The sequence below is a fragment of the Brenneria nigrifluens DSM 30175 = ATCC 13028 genome (genome assembly GCF_005484965.1).
Lineage (GTDB): Bacteria > Pseudomonadota > Gammaproteobacteria > Enterobacterales > Enterobacteriaceae > Brenneria > Brenneria nigrifluens.
This window is the reverse complement of sequence record NZ_CP034036.1, coordinates 1,327,067-1,344,717: the sequence shown is the minus strand read 5'-3', so window position 1 is coordinate 1,344,717 and position 17,651 is coordinate 1,327,067. Positions and strand designations below refer to the sequence as shown.

Below are 17,651 nucleotides of genomic sequence, written 5' to 3'. Positions count from 1 at the left end.
GGTTATTAGGAACCAGATGTCCGCAATTGAGGCGCGTTATGGATAGTCTGAATAGTTTTACGGTGTTTGTGCAGGTCGCCGAAACGCGCAGCTTCGTCGCGGCGGGAAGGCTGTTGGGCGTGTCGGCCTCGGCCGTCGGCAAGAGCGTGGCGCGACTGGAGGGAAAGCTCGGCGTTCGTCTGTTTCATCGCAGCACGCGCAGCATTACGCTGACGGCTGAAGGCGAGCTGTTCCTGGAACGCAGCCGCCGCATCCTCGCTGAAATCGAAGCCGCGGAGCTGGAACTGTCGCAGACGGCGGCGGCGCCGCGCGGTCGTCTGCGGGTCAGCCTGCCGCTGGTCAGTTCGCTGATATTGCCCGCTCTCAGCGAGTTTATGCATAAATATCCGGCGATTGAACTGGATCTGGACTTCACCGACCGGCTGGTCGATGTCATCGGCGAAGGTTTTGATGCCGTGGTCAGGACCGGCGCCCCCTCCGACTCGCGTCTGTCCGCGCGCCGGCTGGGCGCCTTCCGGGCGACGCTGGTCGCCTCCCCCGACTATCTGTCGCGACGGGGGACGCCGCAGACGCCCGCCGACCTGCTCGACCATAGCTGCCTGCACTACCGCTTTCCGAACAGCGGCAAACTGGAGACGTGGCCGCTGCGCCGCGCCGCCGGCGAACCCGAACCGCAGGTGCCGATCTCGATGGTCTGCAATAACATCGAAACCCGCGTATGCTTTGCGCTGCAAGGCCGCGGCATCGCTTTTTTGCCGGATTTCTCGGTAAAAGAACTGCTGGCCGACGGACGACTGCGCGGCGTGCTGACCGATCATGTGGTGCGAACGGGCACTTTCCACGTGCTGTGGCCCGCCAGCAAACATCCCTCCCCCAAGGTTCGGGCATTGGTCGATTTTCTCTGCGCGCGCGTGTTCCGCAATCAGGCGCCCGGCACCGACGACTTATTACCTGAATTCGGCGCGAAAAATGCCACCCCCCGTTGATTCCCCTGGCGTTGCCAAAGGCTATGGGATGCGCAGAATATCAGCTTTTCCTCACCGTGATGCTCCATTGGGCGTCGCCCACCTGCCGATAGTCGGAGACGACGTGTCCCTCTTGCGCCGCCCACAGCGGAATACTCTCGGTGGCCTGGGTGCAGTCGAAATCAATCACCAGCTCGTCGCCGGATTGCAGCGTCGCCATCGCCGCTTTCGCTTCAATCAGCGGAAACGGACAGACCTGGTTGATAACATCAAGCTTTTTAATCATAACGACTCCTATAACGCGATCAGTTGGAGGCGGCTTGCAGATTCGCCTGACGCTGCGGACGGACGAATAAATACCATGAAGCCGTCCATGCCCCCAGAATCATACAGGCCAGCCCGACCCAGCCCTGCCAGGTGATCAGCGCGGTCATCACCAGACCGTTGCCGATAGAGCACCCGCCGGCGATACTGGCGCCGAATCCCATCAGAATGCCTCCGGAGAAACTGCGCACCGAGGTCGCGGCGTCGGCGGCGCGGATACGGAATTCACGACTACCTTTGGCGGCGATAAACGACCCCAGAAAAATCCCTAACACCAGGAGCACGCCCCAGTTAAGAAACTTGTCATTCCCGATCACCAGATACTGCAAGATATTGGCGCTGGGCGTGGTAATGCCCAGGCCGAACACCCGCCCGGTGGCCGCGCTGAGCGGCCAGGCCAGCAGGGCGATAAGCCCAATCAGCACCGCGGTGACGAACGGATGCCAGCGTTTTTCAAATAACAGGTGCGCCAGACCGAATTTCCGCTGCGGCAGCGCGGCGACCTTCAGCCTGGGCTTTTTCAGCTCTTTCGCCACCAGCCAGCCGGTCACTGCGATCAGCAGCGCGATAAACAGCCAAGGCGACAGGCCCAGCGTTTCGGCAATGGAGTTATGTTCGGTGCTCAGCGACTTTATCTGCCGGTTGAAGGCGGTCAAATGTTCAGATCGCATCACGGCGCTGGAAAGCATATAGGCGAACAGCGCGATCCAACTGGCGATAAGCCCTTCGCCGGCGCGATACCAGGTGCCGGTGGCGCACCCGCCCGCCATTATGATCCCGATGCCGAAAACATAGCTGCCCAGCACGGTGCCGAACCAGGGAAAAGCGCCGGCGTCGTAGCTTAATCGCCCGGCGGCGATCAGGGCGAAAACCCCGACGCTTTGAATCGCAATGGCGATTAACAGGGCGTAAAAGATGCGGTTATTTTTAGCGATATACATATCGCGAAAACCGCCGGTAAGACAGAATCTGCCGCGTTGCATCACAAAGCCAAGCAATGCGCCGCATAACAGTCCGGAGAAGATCGGTTGCAGCATAATCATGCACCATTCTCACATTATAGGGAGCATAAAGTATTCGCCGCTGCCGCCCGGCCAGCAAATAACCAAAGAAAATAATATATATCTGAATAGCTTGAGTGGCGGGATAAAGGTTATCGTTTACCCCATGGTGCCGAAGAAAAGACAGTTCCCTCTAAACGCGAAAGGTAGTAGCGCCGTAATAGCGATTATCCGTAGCCGCGATGGCGGCAGGTTAACGCATCGACGATACCGTTTAACCTACCCAAAATCCCGCGGTGCGAATTGATTAACGGCTGGCGGAGGTGAAGTAACCTTCAATGTCGGCAAAGCCTATTGCATCATCCAGCGATAAGAAAGAACCCGAATTGTTCATTTCCTCCACCGCCCGGATAAACGAGCCTAGAGCCAGTCGGGATAACGCCGATCCGACACTGATACGCTTGACGCCTGCATGCGCCAACTGATCGACGCTAAAGGTTGTTCCCTGAATACCGGCTATTACGTTAACCGGTTTCGTCAGTGACTGGCAGAGGGTGCGGATGGTATCCAAATCCCGTAATCCGGGGCATAAAGCACATCCGCCCCCGCGCTTTCGGGGCTGTCGCCAAACCCCTTTTCCAGATCGGCTGAAACCGGCAGCGTCGTTGCCTCGACAAGCGAACGACAATGTTGGATAACTTGCTCACGGCTCACCTCTCCCTCTTTTACCCCCAGAGAGAAAGCCATTCCCGCGCTGGTTGTCGCCAGCGCCTGAAACCCCACCGCCGCCAGAATTCTGGCTGTGCCGACATCCCACGGATTGGGGATAATAAATGCGCCGACGTCTTCATGTAACCGCCGAAAAACACTGCCCACATGCTCAGCGTCCGCCATTTTATCCTCCGTTTTACGTTGAAAACTCACAGTACAAAACCCCTGTCGGGCGGCAAAACGCAACACCGACCGACCGGCGATAAAGATTCAACAATCCGTTTCAATACAGTGCGTGAAACAGGCCAGAAAATCGCTCAGCCATTGCGCCTGCACATCAGGGCGATGCACCAGATAATAAGCGGCGCCGGTTTTTACCGTTTCGTCGCAAGGCATTACCAGGCGCTGTCGCCGGATATCTTCCACCACCAGCGTGACATCCGCCATCGCTACCCCGAAGCCCTGGATCGCGGCGCTGATGGCCAGATCCATGGTATCGAACTGCTGATTGCGGCGCATTACCCCCTCATCCATACCCTGGGCTTTCAGCCAGAGTTTCCAGTCCCGCCGATCCTGCGTGGGATGCAACAGCGTGAACGGCGTCAGCTGCTGCGCCGTCAGCCTTGCATGCCCGGCCGGCAGCAGATGCGGCGCCGCCACCGGCGACAGCACCTCGTCAAACAGTTTGTCGCCATGCTGCCGCGGCGCGCCGTCCGGCGCGAACACCACCGCCGCATCATAGTCTTCCGCGCGAAAATCGACGTCGTGTTCGGTGGTGGTGGTGAGCGATACGTGAATATCCGGCCGCGCCTGCTCCATTCTCATCAGATGAGGCAACAGCCAGCGCATGGCGCAGGTAGGAGCCTTCATACGGATGGCGCCGCGCTCGCGGACTTTGCTCGTCACGCTGAAGAGTTGCTCGAATATCTCGCTGATTTCCGGCAGTAGCCGGCTGCCCTGCGGCGTCAGCCGCAGACCGCGCGCGTGACGTTGAAACAGCATCACGCCCAGCCAGGCTTCCAGCGTGGCGATCTGGCGGCTGACCGCGCCCTGGGTGACGAACAGCTCCTCCGCGGCGCGGGTAAAATTGAGATGGCGAGCCGTCACCACAAACGCGTGCAGGGCATTCAGGGGGGGAATACGTTTATTCATTATCGAACCTGCCCTAAAGCAACGAGCCATAAGAAAATCGACTACATAAATATGTTATCGGCCGCCAGGAAAAACGCGGCTGCGAATTGATGGCAATCCGTAGCCAACCCGTCGCTCCCGTTGAGATTTATGCCGGAATAGCGAGAAGTAACGGCTAAGCCATGAATTTTACTCATGGCTATTATGACAACAATTCGATTGCGGCGCCAGCCGCCGCAACGTCTAATAAATGAATAATTATTCACTTATTACGGCGAAAACGGAGATAGATATGCCGATTCAAACCCCGGTGCAATTCAGCTCAAAATTACCGGATGTGGGTACCACCATTTTCACCGTTATCAGTCAGCTCTCCAGCCAGCACAACGCCATCAACCTGTCGCAGGGCGCGCCCAGCTTTCCCTGTGCGCCCGAACTTATCGCCGGGGTGACCCGCGCCATGGAACAGGGCCATAACCAGTACGCCCCAATGACCGGGCTGGTGTCGCTCAAAGAGGTGGTCGCGGAGAAGGTCAACCGCCTGTACGGCCAGCGCTACGACGCCAGCCAGGAGGTCACCATCACCGCCAGCGCCAGCGAAGCGCTCTATGCCGCCATTTCCGCGCTGGTGCATCCGGGCGATGAAGTGATCTATTTTGAGCCTTCGTTTGACAGCTATGCGCCGATCGTTCGGCTACAGGGCGCCAAACCGGTGGCGCTAAAACTGTCCGTTCCGGCCTTCAGCATCGACTGGGATGAGGTACAGGCCGCTATCAACTCCCGTACCCGGATGATCATCATCAACACGCCGCACAACCCGAGCGGACAGGTGCTGAACGCTGACGATCTGGCGCAGTTGGACCGTCTGACGCGCAACACCGACATCGTGATCCTGTCCGATGAAGTGTATGAGCACGTGGTGTTTGATAATCAGCGTCACCACAGCATGGCGACCCACCAGACGCTGGCGGCGCGCAGCGTGATTGTCTCATCATTCGGCAAAACCTTTCATGTGACCGGCTGGCGCGTGGGTTACTGTCTGGCCCCCTCCGCGCTGATGAATGAAATCCTCAAGGTGCATCAGTTCCTGATGTTCTCCGCCGATACGCCGATGCAGTACGCCTTTGCGGAATACATGGCCGACCCGGCGACCTATCTGTCGCTCGGCGCCTTCTATCAGCAGAAACGCGATCTCCTGGTCGATGCGCTGCGCGACGGCCCGTTTAAACTGCTGCCTTCCGCCGGTTCTTTCTTCATTCTGGCGGATTACCGGCATTTCAGCGACGAGAGCGACGGCGAAATGGTGAAACGGCTGATCGTGGAACAAGGCGTGGCGACCATTCCGCTGTCGGCGTTTTATACCGATGCCACCGATAACAAACTGATTCGTCTTTCTTTTTCCAAGGATGAAGCGACATTGCTGGCAGGGGCGAAAGCGCTGTGCCAGGTGGCGGGCAACGGGCGTTAACGCTGTGGGACACTATTTTTAATCACAACTCATCGAATTAACGGAGATCGTTCCAGATATGAAAAAATTAAACATGCTGCTGGCATCGCTCGGTTTACTCTCTTCCTCCTTTGCCATGGCGCAGACCGAACTGCGTTTCGGCGTGGAAGCCGAATACCCGCCGTTTGAAAGTAAAAATGCGCAAGGCCAGTTGGAAGGATTCGATATCGATCTGGGCCATGCCATCTGCAAAGCCGGCAACTTCAAATGCTCCTGGGTCGAAACCTCATTTGACTCGCTGATTCCGGCGCTGAAAGCCAAAAAATTCGATGCCATCAACTCGGCGATGAACATCACCGAAAAGCGTAAAGAAGCCATTGATTTCACCACCCCGATTTACCGCATCCCCACCCAGTTGCTGGGCAAACCGCAGGCCGGACTGGCGCCGACGGCAGAGGCGCTGAAGGGCAAAAACATCGGCGTGCTTCAGGGTTCCATTCAGGAAATCTACGCCAAAGAGCACTGGGAGAAACAGGGCGTCACGGTGATCTCTTACAAAGATCAGAATCTGGCCTATGACGATCTGGCGGCCGGTCGTCTGGACGGCACGCTGGTGATGGCGGCGGCCGGACAATCCGGCTTTCTCGACCGCCCGGAGGGTAAAGGCTTCGCCTTTATCGGCCAACCGGTTGACGACGCCACCATTCTCGGCAGCGGCATCGGTTTCGGTCTGCGCAAAGACGACGCCAAGCTGAAAGAGGCGCTGGATAAGGCCATCAAGCAGGTGAAAGAAGACGGCACCGTCGAGAAGCTGGCCAAACAGTACTTCCCCGGCTTTGATGTACGGGTGGAGTAATATTCGCAGCCGCCTGCCGAGGCGGCTCCTGGCGGACCTGAAGGCATTTCCGGGGGAATAGACAGGTATTTCTTGAACCCAAAGCCGCCGGCGGAAAAAAGTGCTACGTAAAGCGGGCAAGCGCCAGCGCCGCCGCGCCCTGCGCGCCGTTATAGGCAGAAGATGAAGCCGCCAGAAAACGCACCGCCGCGTGCGGCAGCGGACGGCGCAGGTGCGAGTCAATCCGCGCAATCAGCGCATCACGCGGGAACGCGGGCATATCCATCACCCCGCCGCCGAGGATCACCGCCTGCGGATCGAACAGGTTAATACTGGTGGCGATGGCCCGCGCCGCATGCTGCAACAGCGCCTGCACAAAGGGTTCATTACGGGCATGAATAAACAATTCGCCGAGCGCATAATGACGCGACTGCAGCTCATACCAGCGCTTGAGCGCGATACCGGAGCAGACCGTTTCCAGGCACCCGGCATTGCCGCAGCCGCAGCGTAGCCGCATGTCGCCCTGCGGAATGTGGCCGAGTTCGCCCGCAACACCGTGCGCCCCGATCCACGGCGCGCCGTTCAGCCAGATAGCAAAGCCCATGCCTGTGCCAAGATAGGCCGCCAGCACCAGTTGGTCTTTCAGGCCGTTCTCCCGTACGTCGAACGAGAGTTGCAGATTCACATCGCGGGAAAACTCCACCGCACAGCCCAACGCGGTTTCCAGTTCATCGGCAAGTCCGGTAAGTGAACCCGCCGCCAGCGGTAAGTTGGGGGTGGAGATGATGGTGCGTTTGTCTTTGCCGACCAGCGCCGGGAATCCCATCACCAGCCCGTGGCAACGGGCGTGAAACCGGTAAAGCTGTTGCTGCAACAACGTGCGAATACCGGCGACCAGGCCGTTGGCAATCACCTCAGCCGTGCGGCGTTTCTCACAGTGCAACACTTCTCCGCTTATCGATTGCAGACAAAAACGGATATGCGTCGCCCCCATATCCACGCCCGCCACGACGTTATGCCGTTCTTGCATGAGGCTGTACCTCTTTTTTCGCCGCCAGGATCTGCTCTGCCATTAAGGACCAGGCTTCATCGATATTGTCCGCATGGTTGAACAAGCCGGAGGTGCCGACGATAAAGACATCCGCCCCGGCCGCGATGAGTTTCTGATAGGTGCCCTGGTTACAGGAACCATCGATTTCAATTTCGTAGCCAAGCCCTTCGCGTTCGCGCCAGGCTTTCAGCTCGGTGATTTTTTCCAGCATTTCCGGGATAAACGGCTGCCCGGCAAAGCCCGGATCGACGGTCATAACGGTAATTTTGTCCGCTTTATGAATATAGTATTTCATCGCCTCAACCGGAGTTTCCGGATTGAGGATCAGCCCGACTTTCATGCCGAAGCGGCGGATCTCATCGATCAGGCGAAACGCCTGGCCGTTGATCGTTTCCGGATGCAAGGTGATGAAGTCCGCCCCCGCCCGCGCCAGTTGACCGATATAATCCTGCGGCCGCGTGACCATCAAATGGCAATCCAGCGGCAGGCTTGCCAGCTTTTTCACCTGGCTGACAAAAAAGGGCGAAAGCGTCAGGTTAGGGACAAAGTGACCATCCATAATATCGATATGAAAATAGTCCGCATGGCTATCAATAAACTCGATCTGTTCTTTAAATTTCAGCAGATCCATACACATCAAAGAGGGGGATATTTTCATCGTGGAATTCCTTACTTACTGATAAGCCTATCGAGGGCAACAGCGGCAATAATCAGCCCGCCCATCACCACCAGTTGGTAATAAGTCTGTACTTGCAGGATATTCAGCCCGTTATTGATAGTGCCGATAATCAGTCCGCCTATAACCACTGAGAAGATGCGACCCTTGCCGCCGAAGAAACTGGTGCCGCCGATAATGGCGCTGGCGATGGCATAGGTTTCAAAACCCATTCCCGCCAGCGGCTCCGCCGCGCCCAAACGCGCGGTTGAAACCACGCCGGCGAGACCGGCGCAGATACCGGAAATGATGAACACCACCAGAATGTGGAATTTCACATCGATGCCGGAGTAAAAAGCCGAATTCTTGTTACCGCCCAGAGCGTAAATATTGCGGCCCAGGCGCATCCGCGTGGTGACAAACCACAGGATCACCGCCACCAACAGAGAGAAAATAACCGGCACCGGGATGCCGATAACGCTGGCGGCAAAAAAGTTCACAAAATCAAATGAGAAGCCGTACACCGAGTTGGCATCGGAAATCACCAGCGTGACGCCGCGGAAAATGGCGTTGGTGCCGAGCGTAATAATGAACGGATGCAGCCCGGTCCAGTTCACCAGACAGCCGTTAATCGCGCCGAGCGCGCCGCCGACCAGCACGCCGCCAATCAGCGCGGCGAGAAACGGATCGACGCCCGCCAGCATCAGTTTGGCGGTCACCATACCGGAGAGCGCCAGGATGGCACCGACCGACAGGTCGATCCCCGCCACCAGAATGGCGAAAAACTCCCCCATGCCGATCAATACGGTGACCGAACTTTGCACGAAAATCTGCGTGATGTTATTGGTGGTCAGAAAGTATTCCGACGACAGGCTGCCGAAAATGGCGACGATGATCGCCAGGATAAAAAAGGTGCCGTACTTATCCCAGAACAGCGCGAAGTTAAACGGTTTTTTCTCGCTCATGTCGCTTTTCACTCTTGAGGTAATGCCCATGCCATGATCTCCTCTTCGCTTATGTCGTCGCGGTTGCGCAGGATGTTTGTCAGACGCCCCTCGCAGAACACGGCGATGCGATCGCAGACGGTGATAATTTCAGGAAGTTCGGATGAAACCATCAGAATGACCTTGCCTTCGTCAGCCAGTCGGCGCATCACCTTGTAGATTTCAGCCTTCGCGCCGACGTCAATGCCGCGCGTGGGTTCATCGAAAATAATCACTTCAGGTTCACAACATAACCATTTGGAAATCAGGACCTTTTGCTGGTTTCCACCGGATAGTTCGCCAATATTTTGCTCAACGGAGCGGCACTTCAACGCCAGCAGATCTCGTTGCGCTTCAGCGATTTTGCGTTCTTCCGCTTCATTGAACAGGCCCATTGCGCCCTTATAGCCGCCTCGTTTCAGGCTGTTGCTGATCGCAATGTTTTGCGCAATGGAAAAGTTGGGGAAAAAGCCGTTGTCACGGCGACTTTCGGTGATGTACGCCATGCCTTTTTTAAGCGCGTCCAGCGGTGAGCGCGGGGAAATGACTTTGCCATTTAACCAAATTTCACCGGCACCGCGTTTCTCCACCCCGAACAGACAGTTCATCAGTTCGGTACGCCCGGAGCCGACCAGCCCGGCAAAGCCGAAGATTTCACCGCGATTGACGCTGAAAGAGATGTCGCGCACTCTCTTTTTGTCGCGACTGGTGATGTTTTTCACCTCGAATACCGTATCGCGCTCGACGTTGCCGGCGCTTTCTTTCATCGCATTGAAGCGATTTTGCAGCTCACGACCCACCATCAGACGCACGATGTCATCGTTCGTCACGTCGCGGACCATGCCGCTGCACACGCTGCCGCCGTCTTTCATGACCGTATAGCGATCGCAAATCCGGCGAATTTCCGCCAATTTATGCGAGATATAGACAATCGCAGTTCCTTCTTTACGCAACTGATTCATGATCAAAAAAAGATAATCCACTTCTTTATTCGTTAATGAAGAGGTGGGTTCATCCATAATAATGACTTTGGCATCAAGCATTAATGTCTTGGCGATTTCCAGCATCTGCTTATGGCTAATGGATAAATTCGCCACCTTCGCATCAAGGTCAACCTTTAAACCCACGCGCAATAACATCATCGCGGCGCGCAGGCGCATCTCTTTCCAGTCAATAATATTGACGCCAAAAATCTTTTTAGTCAGATGGCGGCCGATATATAAATTCTCCAGCACGGTTAATTCATCAATAACGCTGAGTTCCTGATAAATAATGCCGATACCGAGCTGCGCCGCGAGTTTATGATCAAGTTTGTCGTAATTAACATTATTGATGGTAATGGTGCCTTTGGTCGGGTCGTGGATCCCCGATAATACTTTCATCAACGTTGATTTACCGGCGCCATTCTCCCCTAATAACGCATGTATTTCATGGGTATAAACCGTTAAATCAACCGATTTTAATGCGTGAACCGGACCAAAGGATTTGCCGATCCCCACCATCGAAATATATGGCGTGACCATAGTAAGCCTCATATTATTGCCCCCCCTGCTTACGGGAAGGGACCCTCTCCCTGAAGAGAGGATCGGAGTGAGGGGAAAATTACTTCGTCACCAGAAGCGAATCGACCAGCTTAAACGCCGGCGCTTTTTCCAGCGGAATTACCTTGCCGGTGCTCGCCGCCTCGATCAGCAATTTCAATCCCGTAGCGCCAATATCCGCCGGGTTTTGCGCGACGGTGGCGGTCATCTGCCCGCCGTCCACCATTTTGCGCGCTTCCGGAATACCGTCGGTCCCCACCACCAGTACTTTGCCGGTTTTACCCGCATTCGCCACCGCCTGGGAAACGCCCATCGCCATCGTGTCGTTTGCACAGTAGAACGCCTTCAGATCCGGGTTGCGCTGCAACACGTTGGTGGCCACGTCCAGCGCTTTAATCCGATCCCAGTCGGCAGGCTGACTGGCGACCAGTTTGATCTGCATCGCTTTTTTGAAAGCCCCGGTCGCCCCGTTGCGGCGAGCCTCGCCGGAGGCGTTGCCCGCTTTGCCTTCAATAATCGCCACTTCACCGCCTGTGGCGCCCAGTTTTTCAATGATAAATTCGGCGCCTTTCGCCCCGACCGCGACGTTATCGGTGGTGACAAACGCTTCAACGTTACCCCCCGCTTTTTTCAAGTTATCCATATCGATTTTTTCGTCGAGGTTAACCAGGTAAATTCCCTTTTTCCATGCTCGTGCCACCGGCATTACCAGGTTGACGGAAGATAAGGGGGCAAAGGCGATGCCTTTGTAATTTTTATTGCTTAGGTCTTCAAAGAGTTGCAATTGCGACTGGAAATCGCCTTCAGAGGGGGAGGCGAAAATATCGACGCTCACCCCCTGTTTTTTCGCTTCGTCTTCAATTCCTTTTTTCATATCCACCCAAAACGGATTGGATAATGTTTTTAAGACTACGGCATATTCGGCGACAGCGAAGGCACTGGTTGACAGCATTAATCCCACGGCCGCGCCGCTGAATATTTTCAGATATTTATTCATGGCAGTGTTCTCTTTGTAGGGAGTACAGAGATATATTCCACATATGCGGAATACATCTTTATATTGTCACTTCATCGGTCACGCCGGAAAAAATCGACAATAGCACCGGTTTTTTCCATATTTAATGTTGCCTGTTCAATATTCTGTTGGGCAACGGAAACAAAGAAAGCATCTAATAACGTTAATTGTAATATTCTGGCTGACGCGTTTCGTCCCAATAAAGGGGTCTCTGGTGCTGGCGAACAAATAATAAAATCTGCCAGTTTGGCAATCGGCGAATGATAGCTATGAGTAATACAAATTATTTTTGCCCCATTTTTCTTCGCCAGTTCGACGGCCGCTTTCAAATCACTGGTGCGCCCGGAATGCGACACCACCAGAACCACATCGCCCTCTTTCAGCAAAGCGGCGGACATCATCATGATATGCGCATCCTGATAGGCATGGCAGCGCACGCCGATACGCAAAAGTTTGTGGTGAATATCGGCACAAATGGTGTTAGAACCGCCGACGCCGTATAAATCACGCTGGTCGGCGCCAAAAAAGTAACGTGCGGCGCGATGAATTTCATCAACATTAACAATCGACTGGCCTTCCATGATGGTGCGTAAGGTAATATTGAACACCTTGTTCACCACATCCTGCGGCGCTTCATCGAAAGAGAGCTCCGCAGGCAACACCTGTTCAGACTGCGAAAAATAATTCACCAGGGCGCTGCGCAGGTTGCGAAACCCGCTGAAACCCAGACGCTTCGATACCTTGACGATCATTGCCTCGGACACCGCCAGCGCCTCGGCAACATCTTTAATCGCCGGGGCTTCACTCAAATTGCCTGGCGTTAACAGCCACTCCACAATCCGGCTTTCGTTTTCAGTCATCCCTTCCTGCTTCATACGCAGATAGGGCGCAATACCGATTCCGTTAGGGAGTCCCTGATCAAACTCTGACTGACTCATTGTGCGCTCGCGTCCTTTAAATAGAAGACGACACTATATCACCACACCGGCAGCGAGAAATATGCCATCAACTTCACAAAAATATTAAATTTATAAAGTTTTTATATCCATGAAGTTCCCCCTCATTTTTATTTTCAAAAAACAAAAATAATACAATAAAAACAATAAATTAAATAAAAATCATACATCAGTACAGGAACATGACGAGCTATTTTATGTATATATCCATATTGATTTGTCTCATCAGGATGTGTAGAACAGGCGCTTAACCCGGTGACGCCGTGGCTTTTTTCCGCATAAAATCGATAAAAAGTCACAAATAAACCTTAACTGTAAAGTTTTCTCAAGTAGGGGGAATAGCGTATGAAGCGGATTGCATTTGGCTGTGACCATGTCGGGTTTATCCTCAAAGAGGATATTCTGGCGCATCTGCGGTCAAAGAACATCGAGGTCGTGGATAAAGGCGCCTGGTCGCAGGAACGCACCGACTACCCGCACTTTGCCAGCGCGGTGGCAGAAGCGGTGGTGAACGGAGAGGTTGACGGCGGTATTCTTATCTGCGGCACCGGCGTGGGGATTTCCATTACCGCCAATAAGTTTCCCGGTATCCGCGCCGTGGTGTGCAGTGAACCCTACTCCGCGCAGCTTTCCCGCCAGCACAACAACACCAATATTCTGGCATTTGGATCGCGTGTAGTGGGGCTGGAATTGGCGAAAATGATTGTCGATAGCTGGCTCAAGGCGGAGTTTGAAGGCGGGCGCCATCAGAAACGCGTCGAGGCGATTGTCCAGCTCGAACAACAGCTGCGGCGCTGAAAAAAGCCATCAAGACGGCACCGTCGAGAAGCTGGCCAAACAGTACTTCCCCGGTTTTGATGTACGGGTGGAGTAATTCCGACAGGCTCGGTTCAGGTACGTCATAATACGCTGCGCCATCACCACTAAAAGCTCATCACGATCGTGTCGGCGGCTACGGCTGCAGGCGTGGGCCGGCTCGTCGCAGATCAGACAAGCTCTGGCCGGATGGCCTATCGCAGAACGAGAAAGGGGGCCGCTCTCCGGGCTCACTACGTCCATATCCCATAAGCGGCCTAACGGATGTCGATCCTCAGCGTCCACCATCGCCGCTTTCAACGACATCGCCGGCGCATCAATCACCCATATCGCCTGATAGCCCGTATCCTCCTGTAGAATTTCCCGCTCCAACGCCATCCACCCACGGCTTGCGCAGAGTTCAGCGACGAAGCTAATCGCCGCATCAAAAAGGATTTTCGCGGCCAATATGTCTGATAAGCTTCTGGACGCCTACCTGCTGAGCGGCCCATGGGAGCAGGTTACGCCGAATACCATCATTGATCCCGACTACCTGAAGCGCGAGGTACTTAAGACTCGGGAACTGGGCTATGCCGTGAATGATTCAGAATTTGTGATCGGAGTGGTGGGCGCTGCCGTACCTGTTTTTGATCCGGCTGGGAAAGTGATCGCCTGTCTGAGTATCTCCGCGCCACATGTGAGAAAAAACCTAGCAAATATGGTGCACCTTATTACGCTACTTCAGGCAACGGCGGATAAGATAACAAAAGTCCTCTATATATAAAGGCGGCGCCTAGAGGTTTTCTCTGCTGCGTGCGATACGACGCAGATCCACTGACGGCGGCAAGCCAAACAGCCGCGCATATTCCCGGCTGAACTGGGTATGGCTTTGATAGCCGACGGACAGGGCGACGGTGGTGATATTTGCGCTCCCGGTCGCCAGTTTCGTCCGCGCCTGCATCAACCGAATGCGTTTCTGATACTGCAGCGGGCTGAGCGCGGTAATGGCGCGAAAGTGACGATGAAACGCCGAGACGCTCAGCGCGGCCATCGCCGCCAGCTCCTTAATCCTCACCGTCTGCATATAGTTCTGTTTTATCCAGTTGACCACGGCGTAAATGCGCGACAAATGCGTGTCCGGCGTGGCGATATCCCGCAGCATCCAGCCGAGCGGCCCCTGAAGCACGCGGAACAGGATTTCCCGTTCATAGGCGGGAGCCAGCGCGGCGATTTCATCCGGCTTATTCATCAAGCGCAACATGCGCAGCCAGGCATCAAGTAATTCCGGCGTTACCGGGGCCACGGAAAACCCGACGTTGTAAAGTGACGGGGAACTGGCTTCAGGCAAGCCGGACAGCAGATCGGCGATAATTTCCGGCGCCGGCGTCAGGCTGACGGCAAGATAAGGGGCGCCGGTCTGCGCATCGGCATAAATTTTACCGACGGCCGGTAAATCCACCGACATGACGAAATAGGTCGCCGGGTTGTAGCGGTATGTTCTGTCTCCCACCGTTATGCTTTTCGATCCGGTCAGGATCAGGTTAATCATCGGTTGATAAACGGCGGACAGCCGATGTTCAGGAATTTCTCCCTGAACCATCGCGACGCGCGGGATACCCGTTTCAGTAGGCTGATTCCCTGCTCCGGCAGCCAGAACGCGCAATTCTTGCAGCTGATTTTCCATGGCCGATTATTAGCATGGCCGGCAGAGGCCGACAAGAGAAAAGCAGAATCAGGCAACTTTCGAAGAGGATTACATGAGCCGCGGCAAACGTCAGCGCCTATCCTTTAGGTCTGCCCTGCTAACCCCGGAACTCTGTATGCGTAGCGTTCCGATAACCGCAGGCGGCTACAGAATGTGAAAAGAGGAACCATCATGCTTGACCATATCTTTCTGACAGTAAGCGATATCGATCGCGCCATTGCATTCTATTCTCAGGCGCTGACTCCGCTTGGGATTACCGGCCGTCTTAAATACGACGGCGGGAATGGCCCCGCCGGACATCCGGATCTGGAGGGCTTCGGCGCCGATGGACGGATGTTTTTCTGGCTGCGAAAAGGGCTACCTGCTCCCGGCGCGGTGCATATCGGGTTCGCGGCGGACTCCCGGCGGAAGGTAAACCAGGCTTATCACGCCGCGCTCGCCGCCGGCGCCACGTCCATTCATGTTCCCGGCCCACAGCTTCATTATGACCCTGAGTATTACGCCGCACAGGTTACCGACCCGGACGGATACAGCCTTGAGTTTGTCTATAAGCGCTGGCAGCACCAATGAAAAAATTAATGATTTATGGCGCCAGAGGTTACACCGGGCGGCTGATAACATCCTGCCTGGCGCTCATGGGGCTGAATGCCAGTCTATCTCCATCGCATTCTCAAAACGCGACCACGGCGATTAAAAGGATGCCGAGGCAACCAGCTTTGTACCTCGTTACAGCGCGACCCCGATGGAACGCAGCTCGGTATAAAGTTCAATGGCTTCCCACCCCATTTCACGCCCCCAGCCGGACTGTTTGAATCCCCCGAAAGGTAGCGCGGGGTCGATCACATGATGGGTGTTGACGCCAATAGTGCCGGCCTTGAGTCGCTGTGCCACCCGGTGCGCCCGGCTCAGATCGCGGGTAAACAGACTGGCCGCCAGACCATAAATGGAAGCGTTGGCCTGAGCAACCGCCTCATCGTCATCAGAGAAACGGCTCACGCACAGCACCGGTCCGAAGATCTCTTCCCGCACCACCTGCATGTCGCCGCGGGTATGGTCAAGGATCGTCGGTTCAACATAATAGCCGGTTTCCCCCCAGGCTTTTCCGCCGGTCAGCAGCGTTGCCCCCTCACGGATACCGGATGCGATATAGCCGCACACGCGCTGCCGCTGTTCTTCAGATACCAGCGGGCCGATTTGCGTTCCTTGCGCCAGTCCGGGGCCAATTTTCAACGACTGCGCATGGCCGACCAGCCCCTGAAGCACCCGGTCCGCAATATCGTCATGCAGATAAAGACGGGTGCCTGCCGTGCAGGTTTGCCCCATGTTGTAAAAAATGCCGGAGGCGATGGCCGGGATCGCCTTATCCAGGTCGGCATCGGCAAACACGATCATCGGTGATTTCCCGCCCAGCTCCAGCGACACTTTTTTCAGGTTGCCCCCGGCGGCGGCAAGAATTTTTTTGCCTACTTCGGTGGAACCGGTAAAGGCGACCTTATCCACCGCGGGATGCGCCGCCAGCGCCGCGCCGGCGCTTTCTCCCAGGCCGGTCACCACGTTGAATACCCCGGCGGGAAAACCGGCTTCCTCAACCAACTCCGCCAGACGCAGCGCCGTCAACGGCGTCTGCTCCGCTGGCTTCAGCACCACGGTGCACCCCGTCGCCAGCGCCGGCGCGACTTTCCACACCGCCATCATCAACGAAAAATTCCACGGCACAATCTGGCCGCAAACGCCAACCGGCGTTCTTAATGTGTAAGCGTGAAAGGGCGCGCCACTGGAAAGCGGGATGGTTTGACCGCAGATTTTGGTGCTCCACCCCGCCATATAGCGCAACAGCTCATAAGAGAACGCCACATCGCCCCAGCGGGCGTCGCCAAACGGTTTACCGTTATCGAGCGCTTCGATTTGCGCCATCTCATCGGCATGCTGCTCCAGCAGATCGCCAAGCCGCCAGACCAGCTTGCCGCGCTCGGATGGCGTCATAGCGGCCCATGGGCCGCTGTCAAAGGCCCGGCGCGCCGCTTTAACCGCTTTGTCGATGTCGGCCTTATCACCTTTCGGCACCAGGGTAATCACCTGCTCCGTCGCGGGATTGATCACCGCGAGAGTTTCGCCGCCGGCCGCCTCAACCCACTCGCCGTCAATAAACATCCGCTTCTCTTTATCAATAAAAGCCTGCGTCTGCGGACTGAGTCCTTCCACCTCTGCTTTCTGCGTCTCTTTGGTTGTCATTTGGCTGAAATCTCATTTGATGTTATCAGAGTCACCTCACCGTCCAGAATCGGTTTGGCAATAGCAAAAAAATGCGCCACAACGTCGGAACCATTATGGTTATCCATAGCCGTCCGATCGGTGAAGCGCTCATAGGTGGTGAAAATACAGGGATCTTCACCGTCTTGCGCAATAAAGAATCCCTGGGTTTGCGGCTCGTTCTGGCGAACATGCGCAGCGACTTCCAACAAGGCATCAGCCAGAACATGGGCATAACCCCGTTTAACTTTGATGATGGCGGTAATACACAGCATAAAACCCCCTT

Annotated in this window: 21 protein-coding genes; 6 read left to right on the top strand and 15 right to left on the bottom strand. The window is 55.4% G+C overall.

From position 1 onward, the window contains the following. Positions 1 to 38: 38 nt before the first annotated feature. Entirely contained in the window at positions 39 to 986 is a 948-nt protein-coding gene (locus tag EH206_RS06170) for a LysR family transcriptional regulator (RefSeq protein ID WP_009111932.1), read from the top strand. 40 nt (positions 987 to 1,026) lie between these two features. Here the strand turns inward: EH206_RS06170 and tsuB are convergent, their stop codons facing one another. The 5 genes from tsuB to EH206_RS06150 form a co-directional block, all read right to left on the bottom strand. After that, positions 1,027 to 1,251, bottom strand: a complete 225-nt coding sequence (gene tsuB, locus EH206_RS06165; RefSeq protein ID WP_009111931.1) for a thiosulfate utilization sulfurtransferase TsuB/YeeD — start codon at positions 1,249 to 1,251, stop codon at positions 1,027 to 1,029. Positions 1,252 to 1,270: 19 nt separating this feature from the next. Beyond that, positions 1,271 to 2,326: a thiosulfate utilization transporter TsuA/YeeE gene (gene tsuA, locus EH206_RS06160; RefSeq protein ID WP_040343702.1), complete on the bottom strand. Its 1,056-nt coding sequence runs from the start codon at positions 2,324 to 2,326 to the stop codon at positions 1,271 to 1,273. Positions 2,327 to 2,597: 271 nt separating this feature from the next. Next, the gene (locus tag EH206_RS23170) at positions 2,598 to 2,861 is read right to left on the bottom strand and encodes an isocitrate lyase/phosphoenolpyruvate mutase family protein (RefSeq protein WP_198008323.1); all 264 of its coding nucleotides are present in this window, start codon (positions 2,859 to 2,861) and stop codon (positions 2,598 to 2,600) included. After that, positions 2,828 to 3,184: an isocitrate lyase/phosphoenolpyruvate mutase family protein gene (locus EH206_RS23165; protein ID WP_050815593.1), complete on the bottom strand. Its 357-nt coding sequence runs from the start codon at positions 3,182 to 3,184 to the stop codon at positions 2,828 to 2,830. Before EH206_RS23165 ends, EH206_RS23170 begins: the two co-directional genes overlap by 34 nt. A gap of 87 nt (positions 3,185 to 3,271) precedes the next feature. Further along, positions 3,272 to 4,153, bottom strand: a complete 882-nt coding sequence (locus EH206_RS06150) for a LysR substrate-binding domain-containing protein (protein ID WP_009111929.1) — start codon at positions 4,151 to 4,153, stop codon at positions 3,272 to 3,274. 271 nt (positions 4,154 to 4,424) lie between these two features. Between EH206_RS06150 and EH206_RS06145 the strand changes: the two genes are divergently transcribed. Beyond that, a complete protein-coding gene (locus tag EH206_RS06145) occupies positions 4,425 to 5,600 on the top strand; it encodes a methionine aminotransferase (protein ID WP_009111928.1) in 1,176 nt (391 codons plus the stop codon). A gap of 58 nt (positions 5,601 to 5,658) precedes the next feature. Next, complete coding sequence (locus EH206_RS06140; RefSeq protein ID WP_009111927.1) at positions 5,659 to 6,435, top strand: transporter substrate-binding domain-containing protein; 777 nt, start codon at positions 5,659 to 5,661, stop codon at positions 6,433 to 6,435. Positions 6,436 to 6,538: 103 nt separating this feature from the next. On the opposite strand, the gene alsK is transcribed toward EH206_RS06140, so the two are convergent. From alsK to EH206_RS06110, 6 genes are all read right to left on the bottom strand, one after another. Then, positions 6,539 to 7,444, bottom strand: coding sequence for an allose kinase (gene alsK / locus EH206_RS06135; RefSeq protein ID WP_009111926.1), 906 nt, complete (start codon positions 7,442 to 7,444; stop codon positions 6,539 to 6,541). Beyond that, on the bottom strand, positions 7,428 to 8,123 hold the full coding sequence (gene alsE, locus EH206_RS06130; RefSeq protein WP_009111925.1) for a D-allulose 6-phosphate 3-epimerase: 696 nt from the start codon (positions 8,121 to 8,123) through the stop codon (positions 7,428 to 7,430). Before alsE ends, alsK begins: the two co-directional genes overlap by 17 nt. 11 nt (positions 8,124 to 8,134) lie before the next feature. Then, a complete protein-coding gene (gene alsC / locus EH206_RS06125) occupies positions 8,135 to 9,115 on the bottom strand; it encodes a D-allose ABC transporter permease (RefSeq protein ID WP_009111924.1) in 981 nt (326 codons plus the stop codon). Then, the gene (alsA, locus tag EH206_RS06120; RefSeq protein WP_009111923.1) at positions 9,094 to 10,626 is read right to left on the bottom strand and encodes a D-allose ABC transporter ATP-binding protein AlsA; all 1,533 of its coding nucleotides are present in this window, start codon (positions 10,624 to 10,626) and stop codon (positions 9,094 to 9,096) included. Before alsA ends, alsC begins: the two co-directional genes overlap by 22 nt. A gap of 79 nt (positions 10,627 to 10,705) precedes the next feature. Beyond that, positions 10,706 to 11,641 (bottom strand): D-allose transporter substrate-binding protein, encoded by a 936-nt coding sequence (alsB, locus tag EH206_RS06115; RefSeq protein WP_009111922.1) that lies wholly within the window; start codon positions 11,639 to 11,641, stop codon positions 10,706 to 10,708. A 71-nt stretch (positions 11,642 to 11,712) separates the two neighbouring features. Then, on the bottom strand, positions 11,713 to 12,597 hold the full coding sequence (locus tag EH206_RS06110) for a MurR/RpiR family transcriptional regulator (RefSeq protein ID WP_009111921.1): 885 nt from the start codon (positions 12,595 to 12,597) through the stop codon (positions 11,713 to 11,715). A 363-nt stretch (positions 12,598 to 12,960) separates the two neighbouring features. Here EH206_RS06110 and rpiB point away from each other — a divergent pair, with 363 nt between their 5' ends. Beyond that, a complete protein-coding gene (rpiB, locus tag EH206_RS06105) occupies positions 12,961 to 13,413 on the top strand; it encodes a bifunctional allose-6-phosphate isomerase/ribose-5-phosphate isomerase RpiB (RefSeq protein ID WP_009111920.1) in 453 nt (150 codons plus the stop codon). Between the two features lie 9 nt (positions 13,414 to 13,422). Here rpiB and citX read toward each other — a convergent pair whose 3' ends face one another. Beyond that, positions 13,423 to 13,878, bottom strand: a complete 456-nt coding sequence (gene citX, locus EH206_RS06100) for a citrate lyase holo-[acyl-carrier protein] synthase (protein ID WP_050815592.1) — start codon at positions 13,876 to 13,878, stop codon at positions 13,423 to 13,425. A 1-nt stretch (position 13,879) separates the two neighbouring features. Here citX and EH206_RS06095 point away from each other — a divergent pair, with 1 nt between their 5' ends. Continuing rightward, on the top strand, positions 13,880 to 14,194 hold the full coding sequence (locus tag EH206_RS06095) for an IclR family transcriptional regulator (RefSeq protein ID WP_050815591.1): 315 nt from the start codon (positions 13,880 to 13,882) through the stop codon (positions 14,192 to 14,194). A gap of 9 nt (positions 14,195 to 14,203) precedes the next feature. Here EH206_RS06095 and EH206_RS06090 read toward each other — a convergent pair whose 3' ends face one another. Then, positions 14,204 to 15,094, bottom strand: a complete 891-nt coding sequence (locus EH206_RS06090; protein ID WP_009111919.1) for an AraC family transcriptional regulator — start codon at positions 15,092 to 15,094, stop codon at positions 14,204 to 14,206. A gap of 192 nt (positions 15,095 to 15,286) precedes the next feature. On the opposite strand from EH206_RS06090, the gene EH206_RS06085 reads away from it, so the two are divergent. Continuing rightward, complete coding sequence (locus tag EH206_RS06085) at positions 15,287 to 15,685, top strand: VOC family protein (protein ID WP_009111918.1); 399 nt, start codon at positions 15,287 to 15,289, stop codon at positions 15,683 to 15,685. Positions 15,686 to 15,841: 156 nt separating this feature from the next. On the opposite strand, the gene EH206_RS06080 is transcribed toward EH206_RS06085, so the two are convergent. Together EH206_RS06080 and EH206_RS06075 are read right to left on the bottom strand one after the other, a co-directional pair. After that, complete coding sequence (locus EH206_RS06080; protein WP_009111917.1) at positions 15,842 to 17,347, bottom strand: aldehyde dehydrogenase family protein; 1,506 nt, start codon at positions 17,345 to 17,347, stop codon at positions 15,842 to 15,844. Beyond that, on the bottom strand, positions 17,344 to 17,640 hold the full coding sequence (locus EH206_RS06075) for a putative quinol monooxygenase (RefSeq protein WP_009111916.1): 297 nt from the start codon (positions 17,638 to 17,640) through the stop codon (positions 17,344 to 17,346). The genes EH206_RS06080 and EH206_RS06075 overlap by 4 nt, the downstream gene beginning before the upstream one ends. Between the last annotated feature and the right edge of the window lie 11 nt (positions 17,641 to 17,651).